16 protein-coding genes are annotated in these 12,060 nt (G+C 45.1%); 12 read left to right on the top strand and 4 right to left on the bottom strand.

What is annotated here, in order from left to right; all coding sequences use genetic code 11:
- Position 1: 1 nt before the first annotated feature.
- From Q1A08_RS17340 to Q1A08_RS17325, 4 genes are all read right to left on the bottom strand, one after another.
- Positions 2–316 (bottom strand): hypothetical protein, encoded by a 315-nt coding sequence (locus tag Q1A08_RS17340; RefSeq protein WP_299775238.1) that lies wholly within the window; start codon positions 314–316, stop codon positions 2–4.
- 339 nt (positions 317–655) lie between these two features.
- On the bottom strand, positions 656–2,461 hold the full coding sequence (locus tag Q1A08_RS17335) for a DUF885 domain-containing protein (RefSeq protein WP_299775237.1): 1,806 nt from the start codon (positions 2,459–2,461) through the stop codon (positions 656–658).
- Between the two features lie 42 nt (positions 2,462–2,503).
- Entirely contained in the window at positions 2,504–3,172 is a 669-nt protein-coding gene (locus Q1A08_RS17330; RefSeq protein ID WP_299775235.1) for a nitroreductase family protein, read from the bottom strand.
- A gap of 246 nt (positions 3,173–3,418) precedes the next feature.
- Positions 3,419–3,793, bottom strand: a complete 375-nt coding sequence (locus Q1A08_RS17325; protein ID WP_299775233.1) for a VOC family protein — start codon at positions 3,791–3,793, stop codon at positions 3,419–3,421.
- A 123-nt stretch (positions 3,794–3,916) separates the two neighbouring features.
- On the opposite strand from Q1A08_RS17325, the gene Q1A08_RS17320 reads away from it, so the two are divergent.
- The 12 genes from Q1A08_RS17320 (at position 3,917) to Q1A08_RS17265 (ending at position 11,939) form a co-directional block, all read left to right on the top strand.
- On the top strand, positions 3,917–5,374 hold the full coding sequence (locus Q1A08_RS17320) for an HD domain-containing phosphohydrolase (RefSeq protein WP_299775231.1): 1,458 nt from the start codon (positions 3,917–3,919) through the stop codon (positions 5,372–5,374).
- A gap of 559 nt (positions 5,375–5,933) precedes the next feature.
- Positions 5,934–6,158: a hypothetical protein gene (locus Q1A08_RS17315; protein ID WP_299775230.1), complete on the top strand. Its 225-nt coding sequence runs from the start codon at positions 5,934–5,936 to the stop codon at positions 6,156–6,158.
- A 124-nt stretch (positions 6,159–6,282) separates the two neighbouring features.
- Positions 6,283–6,618, top strand: coding sequence for a DUF4156 domain-containing protein (locus Q1A08_RS17310; RefSeq protein ID WP_299775228.1), 336 nt, complete (start codon positions 6,283–6,285; stop codon positions 6,616–6,618).
- Between the two features lie 145 nt (positions 6,619–6,763).
- Positions 6,764–7,201, top strand: a complete 438-nt coding sequence (locus Q1A08_RS17305) for a DUF695 domain-containing protein (RefSeq protein ID WP_299775226.1) — start codon at positions 6,764–6,766, stop codon at positions 7,199–7,201.
- Between the two features lie 127 nt (positions 7,202–7,328).
- Entirely contained in the window at positions 7,329–7,784 is a 456-nt protein-coding gene (locus tag Q1A08_RS17300; protein ID WP_299775224.1) for a hypothetical protein, read from the top strand.
- A gap of 103 nt (positions 7,785–7,887) precedes the next feature.
- Positions 7,888–8,184: a hypothetical protein gene (locus Q1A08_RS17295; RefSeq protein WP_299775222.1), complete on the top strand. Its 297-nt coding sequence runs from the start codon at positions 7,888–7,890 to the stop codon at positions 8,182–8,184.
- Between the two features lie 88 nt (positions 8,185–8,272).
- Positions 8,273–8,596 (top strand): hypothetical protein, encoded by a 324-nt coding sequence (locus tag Q1A08_RS17290; protein ID WP_299775220.1) that lies wholly within the window; start codon positions 8,273–8,275, stop codon positions 8,594–8,596.
- Between the two features lie 106 nt (positions 8,597–8,702).
- Complete coding sequence (locus Q1A08_RS17285) at positions 8,703–9,050, top strand: biotin/lipoyl-containing protein (RefSeq protein ID WP_299775218.1); 348 nt, start codon at positions 8,703–8,705, stop codon at positions 9,048–9,050.
- 72 nt (positions 9,051–9,122) lie between these two features.
- Positions 9,123–9,500, top strand: a complete 378-nt coding sequence (locus Q1A08_RS17280; protein ID WP_299775216.1) for a hypothetical protein — start codon at positions 9,123–9,125, stop codon at positions 9,498–9,500.
- Between the two features lie 521 nt (positions 9,501–10,021).
- Positions 10,022–10,462, top strand: coding sequence for a hypothetical protein (locus Q1A08_RS17275; RefSeq protein ID WP_299775214.1), 441 nt, complete (start codon positions 10,022–10,024; stop codon positions 10,460–10,462).
- 117 nt (positions 10,463–10,579) lie between these two features.
- Entirely contained in the window at positions 10,580–10,900 is a 321-nt protein-coding gene (locus tag Q1A08_RS17270) for a hypothetical protein (protein ID WP_299775212.1), read from the top strand.
- 445 nt (positions 10,901–11,345) lie between these two features.
- Positions 11,346–11,939, top strand: coding sequence for a hypothetical protein (locus Q1A08_RS17265; RefSeq protein WP_299775210.1), 594 nt, complete (start codon positions 11,346–11,348; stop codon positions 11,937–11,939).
- Positions 11,940–12,060: the final 121 nt, after the last annotated feature.

The following is a 12,060-nucleotide window of genomic DNA, read 5'->3' as shown; positions in this document are numbered from 1 at the left end:
CTCAAAGCCCTCCCAGATTGAGCAACAAACCCGCCGCCGCTAGGCCAAGGCATAGCCATTGATAAGGGGTTTTAAAGCCCTCATAGCGACGCAGTATCAGCACCCAAGCAAAGCCTGCCAGCATCAGCGAGCACAGCAAAAAGGGAATCGCCCATTCCCAGCCAAGAGCGGCAGCCCAATAGTTTACAGCTACCAGCGAGCAAGCAAGTGCTAACAAACGTTGAATAATAAGGGGAATCTTATTGCTAACTAACTGCCCATAACACAGCGGTGGCGCCAGGGCTGCCAACGCCAAGGGCATAAGATGGAAGAACATAATCGGCCTTGATCAGTGAATCGCAGCAGCTTAGGGCTGCGTGTATTTATTAGATAGAAACACGGTTATTAAATAGTAATGCAATTATTAATTATTATCATTTATCAAACAAGAGCCTACCCCAGCAAACTGCCAAGCGAATCATACTCAAGCGGCTGAAAACGATAATGGCCAGGTTGATCGCGACAAGATTCAAATGGTGTGGGATAAGGGCGGTGCCAGCGACAGGCAAAACCGGCAACAGGTAATACCAGAAACAAGATGTAAAAAACCAGGGATACAGAAACGAAAAAGGCCGCCCATAAGGCGGCCTGTAGATAAACAGTTGCTAATATGGAGCTAGGCTTGATTCCCCTGGATATATTCATCCACCAACTGCTCAAGAATATCCAGCGGCACAGCGCCGTTCTTAAGCACCACATCGTGGAAATCGCTGAGGTTAAATTTATCGCCCAGCGCGGTTTTGGCTTTTTCACGTAGCTCTAAGATTTTCATCATACCAATCTTATAAGAGGTCGCTTGGCCTGGCATGACGATATAGCGTTCAATCTCGGAAACGACATCGGATTCGGCCATACCGGTATTGGCGATCATATAATCGATGGCTTCTTGGCGAGTCCAGCGCTTGGCGTGAATACCGGTATCGACTACTAAGCGCACTGCGCGGAATAGCTCCGCTTGTAGGCGGCCAATATTATCGAAAGGATCTTTTTGAAAGCCCATCTCCCAAGCGACTTGCTCGGCATAAAGTGCCCAGCCTTCTACATAGGCAGTAAATGGCGAGAAGCGACGGAACAAAGGCATGCCTTCTAGCTGCATAGCAATGGCCACCTGAAAGTGATGCCCCGGAATGCCCTCGTGGTAAGCCAAGGTGCGCATGCTGTATTTAGGCGTGGCTTTGATATCGTAGAGATTGGCAAAGAACTGCCCAGGGCGTGAGCCATCGATAGCTGGCGGCTGATAGTAGGCGCCAGGTGCGGTCTTTTCTTTAAAGGCCGGAATACGTTTTACTTCCACGCCAGTATCTGGGCGCAAGCTAAAGGCCTGCCCCAAGCCCTTATCAATCTCGTTTAGGATCACCTGATAATCAGCAATAATTTGCTCGCGGCCTTCATCGGTATCAGGGTAATAAAACTCTTCCTTGCTGGCCATCTCATCAATAGCGGTGCTAAAGCCTGCGCTAACATCGTAGCCTTCGCCAGCTAAGATCGCCAAAATTTCAGCTTGGATGCGAGCAACTTCCGATAAACCAATATTGTGAATTTCATCGGCGGTTAAATCGGTGGTGGTAAATAAACGCAGCGCCGCTTTATAAGCGCCCTCGCCTTCCGGTAATTTCCAGAAGCCATCATCTTCGGTGGTTTTATCGCGCAGTGCGGTAAAGTAATCGATCAGCTTTTGGTAGGCCGGGTACACATCAGCCTGAATCGCTTTTTCAGCATCGGACAGCACTTGGCTATTATCGTAGCCTTCGATTTCTGCCGATTTCTTTTCTAAATTGGTATAAAGAATATTCTCTTTTGGGGCCGTGCCAACAAAGTTATTCATTTCTTCTAGCACACGATCTACTACAAAGCGTGGCGGCAGAATATTGCGATTTTCCCTTTCTTTTAGGCCTTCTAGCACCTGATCAAACTTTTTACCCACTGCCGATAAGCGTGAAATATAGTTCTCAGCATCTTCGGCTATTTTAATTTCATGGGTAGATTCCATAAAACTTGGGTAGCCGTTTTGCGCACCAAATAACTGGTTTACCGGGTAGTTATGAAAGCGATAACGCTCGAAATCATCCACCGAGGCAAAGAGATAATCGGCAATGGCTTTTGATAACTGCTCGGCCTCGCTTAGATCTTCGACTGCGTAATCATCCAGCACCGCCTTGGCAGCTTTTAGATCGGCAATCATGGCATCGCCAGCGGCAATACTATCGTCATCCAGTTTACTGTTGTGCCCTCGAATGCCAATGTTTTCCAGCATATGTAGCTGGCTTAGCATTTCTGGGCTTTTTAATGCCTGCTTAAGAATTTCGCGATTAAAGAAATTATTAATAAAAAATGGCTTGGCATACCATTCGTGGGCCGCAAAGCTGCCACCCAGAATAATAATAGACAGCAAACCGTAAGCGATAAATTTTAGTATTTTCATAGTGCTGGTCTTGTAGTGTTTTAAAAAGTGAGAAAATCCGTGTTACTCAATAAACGTTGTAAAATCTGCTAGGGGCTTTTTAGTAATATCTGGCACCTGGGCACCCTCTTCTGGATAGCCCACCACCAATAAAATATAAGGGCGCTCGTATTCTGGGCGTTTACAGATTTTATTGAGAAACTTCATTGGGCTTGGGGTGTGGGTTAAAGTCGCCAAGCCCGACTGATGCAATGCGGTAATTAAAAAGCCAGAAGCTAAACCTACCGATTCTGCCGTGTAATAGTTTTTATGCTTGGTGCCTTCTTCATCGTATTCAAACTTTTGCAAAAAGATGGCAATTAAATAAGGGGCTGTTTCTAAGAAGGGCTTTTTATCATCGGTGCCTAAAGGTGCTAAATCATCTAGCCATTCTTCGGTAGCACGCTCGGAATAGAACTGGCGCTCTTCTTCCTCGGCAGCTAGGCGAATCTCTTTTTTGGTTTCCGCATCGCTAATCACCACAAAGTGCCACGGTTGCTTATTAGCACCACTGGGCGCCGTACCTGCGGCTTTTAGAGCATTTTCAATTACCGAGCGCGGCACTGGCTCTGGCGAGAAATCGCGCACGGTGCGACGGCGCTTGATCATCTCGTAGAAGCTAAGGGCATTGGCTTCCATCTCGGCTTCGCTTTGCTGTTGAAAATCTAATGGGATAAAGGGGTATTCAGACATGTTTCTCTCTTATTATCTGGGCATATCGTTATTTTTTAACAATATTTATTAACAATGGGTATTACTGCATTACCGCCGCTTCATAGAGCTAAGACGAGTGTAGAGGCGATAAAATCAATGAAAACTGCCATAAAACTGTAAAGCTAGGGGCTTTTACAGCCGCTAGCTGAAAGCGGCCTAGAAAACAGCCTGAACAAGCGCCGCCCAGACTAGCGGCGCCTAGTGGAAGCTGCTAAGAGAGATAAGCTAGCCCTTGGGCTGCCAAAGCTCGATCTTGTTACCGGCCGGATCCATAAACCAGCCAAAATCGCCATAATCGAAAGATTCCGGCTCGCCGATAAGCTCCGCGCCGCCTTGCTTTACCTGCTCAAGTGCAGCGGGCAAATCATCCACCACCAGGTTCATCATAAATTCTTTGCTGGAAGGCTTAAAATAATCGCTGCCCTGTTTGAAGGGCGCCCAAACGGTGTAGCCGTGCTCGGGCATATCCGCAGGCTGCAAAGCGCAGCCGCCATAGCTTGGATCTATCGGCAAGCCCAGATGCTCTTGATACCAAGCCGCCAGGGCCTTGGGATCCTCACAGAAGAAAAAAATACCACCGACACCTAATACCTTCGCCATGCTGACTCCTTGCGGCATTACCGCTATGGGTTGACTGAGCTGAACACAATGTTTTCAAGACTGCCTAAAAACCGCCGACATAATCTAAAACTGTGTATTGATACCTGAAAGGCTTGCTGAATAATGACACAAAGCTACCGACAACACTATCTGGTCGCGGCCGCGCTATTTGGACTATACGGCGTACAAGTGTGCCCCTTTTTAGACAGCCTGAGCCTGGGCGCACTGCTGATTCCTATAATGCTGAGCTTTGCCGTTATTGGCCTTGGGCGCTACTTGCTCGATGGGCAAATTAGTAATGCCGAGCTTAAAAAGCAGGTTAAACGCCAGTTTATTCTGGATATGGGCCTATTCTTATTTACCGGCCTTGCCCTAGCCGCCTACTTTCGCCTGCTACACCAATCCCCCCTAGAAAGCGGCTTAAAGGTTATTATCGGCATGGCGATCTTTGGCTTTTTTATCGCCTGCGATCAAGCCCTGCTGAAAGAGCGCAAAATTGCCGAGCAGCTAGCCGATGCCGGCGAGCATATCACCCCAGATTGCGACCCTTACCCGCTTACCCATAAATTCAGTCACTTTGCCTGCGCCTGTGCTATCGCGGTAATTGGCGTAGTGTTTATGGTGATCAATAAAGATTTACATTGGCTGCAACAGGTAGGTGAAGATCTGCCACTGGCCACCGCACAGCGCTATATTCTTACCGAGGTCTCTTTTGTCGTGGCCGTAATTATGGTGTACGTGCTGCGCATTATTTTTGCCTATGCCAATAATTTAAAAATGTTTATCACCATGGAGCAAAGCGCCCTAGCCGCTGTCGCCCAAGGCGATTTAGAAGCCGAAGTGCCAGTAAGCAGCAACGATGAATTTGGCCTTATGGCATTACACACCAATAAAACCATTGCCGCACTGGCCGAGCGCAGCCGCGAGCTAAGCATCACCCGCGATGCCAGCATCTTAGGTTTAGCCAGCCTAGCCGAAACCCGCGACAACGAAACCGGCGGGCATATTCTGCGCACCCAAAACTACGTAAAAGTCCTAGCACTAGAGCTGCGCAAAAATCCAAAATACCGCGAGCAACTGGATGACGACACCATAGAACTGCTTTATAAATCGGCCCCGCTGCACGATATAGGCAAGGTAGGCATTCCCGATAATATCCTGCTAAAACCCGGCAAGCTGACCGATGAAGAATTTGAAGTTATGAAAAGCCACCCACAGATCGGTGCCGAGGCCCTAGCCGTCGCCGAGCGCCAACTGGGCAGTAACTCCTTCTTAAGAATCGCCAAAGAAATTAGCCTAAGCCACCACGAAAAATGGGACGGCAGCGGCTACCCAGCCGGCCTAAGCGGTGAAGACATCCCAGTATCCGGCCGCCTAATGGCACTGGCCGATGTCTATGACGCCCTAATCAGCGCCAGAGTTTACAAGCCCGCTTTTAGCCACGAAAAAGCCAAAAGCATCATCCTAGAAGGCAGCGCCAAACACTTCGACCCCGATGTAATCCAAGCCTTTATAGATTGCGAAGCCGAGTTTGTGCGCATTGCCGATGAGTTTAGTGATAATAAAACACAGGCAGCTTAGTGTTGTTTGGCTTTATTGATTAGCTATCGCCTTGTACTTGGTGCCTTTTTAAAAAGGTGCCAGGTGCCTGAACCCCTAGTATTTACCATAGACCAACGCCATATCTAAAGCTTTCCCCAAGCGAGCAAACGCCTTGAAACTCACGGTTTATGGATTGAAATACCGGTTTAAATTTAAAACCATTAGCCGTACACCTTCCTATTAATTGGGGAATTAACAATTAACCCTTTCAAAGCTATAAGTTAATCAACCACATACGAGAATTAGCTGCGTTCTATTAATCCGCTACACAAGAGAAAAAGCAATTTAACGGCCAATAAATAACGACTTAAGCGCCAGGTCTCGTTAATTAAGTATGATTCTTCTAGTACTTGTAAAACCCCAGATAAAACAATAAATTAGAGCTTTAGACAAAGGAATGCAGCTAGGCATTAAAACGGACACCATCCTATTATTTCTGATATCCCCGTATTAATAAGACGCGTCTGTTTTTTGCTTGTAATTCTGCTTGTCTGTTTATTTAGCTGTTATACGAGTCAAATAATTCAGTGAGAGTGGAATGAAACAAGTTAAGGACGAATTCAAGGCTTTGATTTTAGAACTTCTTGCAATTCCAAGTGAGGAGCGGGAATCTGAAGTCCTTGAGAGACTTGATCTAATCTCTCCTGACCCAGAGTACACAGACTACATATACCATTCTGATGAATTTAATAATAGGGATGGTAGCTTCGACATAGATGGTTATGCCGAAAAAGTGTTTAGCTACAAGCCAATACGGCTATAAAGTATGAGCAATAATCAAAAAAATCGTATAACAAGCAAAGGCAGCATCGCCCACGCAAAAAGCGCGCGGGCTGGACTCGCTAACGCTCGCCGCTGCTTTGGGCGTTATACACAAGGAAGATATAGTGAATTATTTTAGACTATCGATCATTGTACTGCTTCTGTCGGCTTGTTCGGCGAAGCCGATTAAGCCCGGCGCGTCGGTAGTATTCATTAGTAATGAAAAACCATCAGCTGAGTGCACTTACCTAGGAGAAGTAGTTGGAGGTCAAGGCAATTGGTGGACAGATGATATCACGTCCAACCATGCAGCTGTTCAAGGTTCTCGTAACGATCTTCGAAATAAAGCTTTTGATCTGGGAGCTACGTATGTCCATGTCCAGCAAGCAACGCAGAGTGAAAGCGAGCTAGGTGGTACTACCGCTAGCATCATTGGTCATGCTTACAGTTGCAGTAAGTGACTGTATAACAAGTGGCTGTTGTTCGCCGCTGAACTGCGCGGCAGGACGCGCTAAAAACGCGCGCCCCAAAGCCGGGCGTTATATTCCATCGAGAGGGCAGTGGAAATTGAAGATTTTTAGTACCCTTTTAATATGGTTATTTTTTATGTCTAGTGCAGATGCCGAAAACATATATTTCACAGCAAAAGGTGAGCAAGAAGGAAAGCCTGTCATTTATAGGAGTATGCAAAGTGTTCCCGATGGAGAAAAGGAATCAGATTTTCCTATTTTGATAAATATATATTGGCCATTTGAAAAGGAAGAAAATAATGGTATGCCTGATAAAAATACGAACGAGAAACAGGTCACCTTTGAAGATGCAATAGCATCACTTGACATAAACGGCACATCGCATTTGATGCTGGTTGTAACTGGCAACGGACGCAAAGAATGGATATGGTACGTTAAAGATTCCAACGAATGGATGGGTAAGCTTAACGAGCTTTTAGCCGAGCATGAAGTGTACCCGATACAAATAGAGATGGAAAATGATCCTGAATGGTCTGCCTACCATAACTTTGTTTCTGGAGTAAAAGGAATATAACAAGTTGCTGCACACTGACATATACTGCTACGCTCGTTTTTGTGTCTGTCGCTGCGCTCCATCTTCACACAAAAACGCTCTCTGCAGTATGTGCTGGTGAGCAAGGCGTTAGGCATAGGAGCAAGTATTGGCCCAACATTATAGAAAGTTAGAGATCGATTTTGATATGCCAGATATGCTCTTTGGCATTATGGTTCTGTCTTTATGTGATAATAATTTGACGATAATCTGTGATTGCGGGGAAGACAAAGATCATCTTCAAATCTCTTTTTACGGGGCCTTAGCTTACTCGATACATGATGAATTCTCTCATCCCACAATGGATCAGTCTAAAGACACGGCTAAGCCACCGGAAACTAAAAGTGGATCATATTATCCAGCACTTGAAGTTATTGAATCCGAATGGCTTGCTGAATTTGGAGAATTTAGGACTCAGGGTAGATTAAGTAAAATCAAGCATTTTAGATTCCTATCTGGTTCTAATATTGCAGATATCCTTTGCGAAGATGATTTTGGAGTTAAGACAATATCGGGATCTGACATTTTAAAAGTCGAAGAATTTATTGAGGGCGTAAATGCCTAACAAGCAGCAGCAACCGACCGTCGAAAGTGTCACTCAAATTGCTGCGCAATTACGTGCCACTTTAGCCGACGATTGTGCTGGGCGTTAAGTTTACGGAGCATCGATGTTGCATTTAAAAGAGCCGTGGAATATCCCTGTCAATTCAGATGCTTTGGAAACGGAGTTGGATCGAGAGCTTCATCCATCAAGCCACTTGTATAAGTTCAAGGGCCAGTTCAAAGCTGTTGCAAAGAATGAGAGTAACGATGATGTTATTTTTGAGGTAAGGGAAATGGGGTATGCGCTTGTGCATTTAACATGGTCGAAAAACGACCCTAGTGTCAATTACCCAAGGTGCAAAATGCTCGCAAAAGTCAAAGATGCCCAGGCAGTAATAGATAGCGACCATGAGTTCAACTAAATACAAAAACTTAACAAGCAAAGGCAGCATCGCCCTGCGGGCTGGACGCGCTATCGCGCGCCGCTGCTTTGGGCGTTAAATGTCCAAGATGATCACATTCGCATTCTCAACAGATGATCGTGGTTTAGAAATCTTCCCTACAAGGGAGGCGGCAATCGCATATTGCGAAGGCATAGACGTAGAGGATGGGCTGTGGGTTTTCTGGGATGAAAATGGTATCGGTTTATCCGTTGAGTTTACGGTACCAAACGAGAGAGGTAGATTTTCCGTTGTTTCTGGTAAGTATCATTTAAAACCTTTCCCAGAATCAATTTCCTTACTGGAATTCTCGGATAGTATCGGCTACGTAGAAGGGCGCGGTTTGTTCAATACCCCTGAGGACGTCATTAGTTACTTACAAGGTATAAAGTAGTGCAAACATTTAACAAGGGTAGGCAAAATCGGCCGCAAAAAACGCGGCCTGGACTCGCTATCGCTCGCCTTTGCTACCGGCGTTATGACTCTAAATATGGTGAAAAGTGAAAGATAAGCTACTTAAATGGTTAAGCGGAGCTTTAGGGCAGCAAGGCTCTGTAGATATACAGCAAGAGGAGCAGTACTTCCCAGAAGGGGGAATTGTTCGAGTGCCAGATTTCTTTGAAATGCCGGCAAATCCTCATGGTGAAGTTTACATGGGACCTGAATGTAAAGTGCTTATAACCTCGGGGGCCTACATATCGGCAGGCCAAATAATAGCTGAAATTGATACACCCTCACATGTATTTGAAGTTGTAGCGCCCTGTGATGGCACTATCGAAGAAATTTATGTCTCAAGCGGTCAATTTGTTGAGGCAGGCCAGGAGATTTGTAAATTAAATGAGTCATAACAAGAAAATCTTGTTCAGCGCTGTCGCGCTCGGACTCACTATCGTTCGCCGCAAATTTGAGCGTTAAATGCTATGGCAATCTGGAAGGAAAAATATACTAAAGGACATCATGGTAATGCCATGTATGGCTGCGAAGCTGCCTGCCACGAATCTAGGTCGGATTTTGACAATATCCGAGATAACTGGGTGTACTTCGTTGAAGCTTGTGGGTTCACTTTTCAGTTTTTAAACACTGACCAACTTTCAGAGTGCCTGGCATACTACGAAACTAAGCACCCAGGTAGTACAAGTGAATATATAGGCGCGGCTGATCATTGGGAGGTTCAACGATGGCATGAGCGCCTTCCGCTCTACCTTCGGGAAGAGTCAAAGCGTATTAAGGTGGTTAAAGCCCTCAAAAAGGCCCAAGAATTTATAGGTAGCAACAAGGTGGTAGAACGTGGCATTTAACAAGAAAATGTTGTTCAGCGCTAAGGCGCTCGGACTCACTGTCGTTCGCCGCAAATTTGAGCGTTATGTGTAAAAGTAGCAAGGCAATGGCGATGAAAAGGCTGGCCTTAACTTGGGCATTGCCCTTTGTCATCATCATTTGGTTGCCAATGATCCTATTAGTATTTGGTGGCCCAATAGCGTTTTTGTATCTACTCACGATCCTTGTTGTTTCTGCGAGATTACTTTGTGAGTCATACAGAAAGAAGTTGATTTTGAGTGGGTTTTCTTATGCTCTTTCTGTTGTTTTGGCAATATGGATCGGGTTTACTCCATATTCACACGTTGGATCCGGATATGATGCGACAAGCGATAAGGTTAATAGCCAGTCTCATAAACACTGGTTTTGGGAACCGGGGCATGTTCATTGATAGCGTCACATAACAAGGCCAAGCAACAGCGCACAAGCAAAAAACACTTGTGCTGGACCTCACGAAAAGCGTTCGGCCGCTGTTGGCGGCGTTAGCTGTCTGAGGAGAATCATGGGATACGATCTACACATCACCAGAAAAGAAGAATGGTTTGAAGAAGAGGGTGATCAGATAACGCTTGATGAATGGAATAATTTTGTAAATTCTTCACCAGATATGAGGCTAGACGGATACGCAGAAGCAGAGACTCCCAATGGGGTTTTAAGAGTGGAAAGCGAAGGCCTAGCTGTCTGGACTGGTTTTTCTGGTCATGACAAAGATGGGAATATGGCTTGGTTTGATTATTCTGAGGGCAACATAAAAGTTAAAAACCCCGACGATGAAATCATAAAAAAAATGTATCAGATAGCTGTTGCACTCAATGCAAAGGTACAAGGAGATGAATGTGAAGTATATGGAGAGGATGGCCAATCCAACTGGCAAGAGCTGAAAGCCGAAGGTGAAGCAATGAGAGCCGTCAGTTCAAAAAAATGGTGGCAATTCTGGAAGTAGCAGCTAACAAGTTTAAGCAATTCGCCCCGTTGGGGCCGGACGGCTTTTCCGCTGCTTCGCAGCTCCAAAACCACCGTTGTTAAAAGCGTTAAATACTACGGAGTTGGTAAGGTATAGATGAAACTTAACCTTCTAAATCGAATAGGGCTTGCTGGTCTGCTAGTTGCGATGGCAGTGGGTGTAGCGCTTAACTTTATGTCGTTTAAGGGTGAGCTTTATGATGAGAGTATCTTTGTAGCTCTGCCTATAGTTGTTGCCAACATTGGATTTGCTCTAGCATTTTTTTGTGGTGGGTATTTGTGGTGGTACTTTTTTGGTGACGTAAAGCGAGAGTATAACCTAATAATCTTATCTATTTATGCCAGTAGTATTTTTGTTGGTGGATTTTGGGCGTACCATATTTTTAAGGCGACTGAGAGCGGCGATGGCAATATTTAACAAGTACAGGCAGGCGGACCAATTTTCCGCCTTGCTCCAAATTAGCCCGCTGCTGTAAGCGTTAAGTATATAGTTGGTTGATATGGGCTATATAAAGAATAAGACAAGCGAAAAGGAATTGGTGTTTTGGCTAAGGCTGAACCACATGAATCTTCTACAAATTGGGCTTCCAGGTGAGGTTTTGTGTGATAAGCATCGATGGAACTATCTTTTAGATCATGGATATGACGCAGACACGGGATGGAATTTCGAGCAGCTATCTACAGCAGAAACAAGGATATTCCTAACCCTTGTAGATGAAGAGTTCCCTCTAGCCAATTGGGCATATATGGAAGATTTACGTAGGACAGTTAGTGGCGTTTAAATACTTAACAAGAAAAGGCAGTAAAGCCCTGCGGGCAGGATGGCTCCGCCACCTCTGCTTTGAGCGTTATAGCAGTAGAGTATGAAAACAAAAATCACATTCAGAGTTGGGATTTCTCTCTTATTAGAGTTTGTTCTAGTTTCAATATTCTTCGGTGCAGTCGTATTCTCAGGAGGACTAATTACACTCTTTGAATATATGGGGTTTGAATATGCCATTGGAACTCGTCAAATAATGGCTGGTTGCATAGTTCTAGTGACTGCATTGACCTTTGGTTACTTCAGGTTAAGGCAATATAAAGAAAAAGAGGTATGGAGCCTGGATCGAGGCATACTCAGTAGAGGCGCACCAGTGAACCTGAGTGTAGATCTTTCAGCCTTGGAAAAAGTTATACCGGGATTGCCCAAATCAAAATGGCATAATTTCTTTTATGGTGGCAAGCATAGACTGAAAGAGCAGGCTATGGTTGACGCGATGTATAGTTGCACTCTGACATTAAAACTATCAGCTAATGAATATTTGCCTCTTTATTTATTCAACTTTGGTGGTGGCCTGGAGCTCATGAATGAGATTGCCAGAAACGTTTCGGATAAAGTTGATGCAGAGCATCAATTTACAGATCAAGAAAGAAAGTTGCTCAAACCACGTAAGCAAAATACCGTGGTAAGGCTATAACAAGCGCATGTTGTCGGACTGGTTTTCCGCTGCGCTCCAAACCATCTGATCTGTAACCACTTTCATGGACAGTAATTTTGTCAATGAAAGAGGTATAGTATGGGACAGACCAAAAAGAGAA

This window comes from uncultured Pseudoteredinibacter sp. (assembly GCF_947500695.1).
Classification (GTDB): Bacteria; Pseudomonadota; Gammaproteobacteria; order Pseudomonadales; family Cellvibrionaceae; genus Pseudoteredinibacter.
The sequence above is the reverse complement of the archived record's forward strand: the minus strand, read 5'-3'. Positions and strand labels throughout refer to the sequence as shown.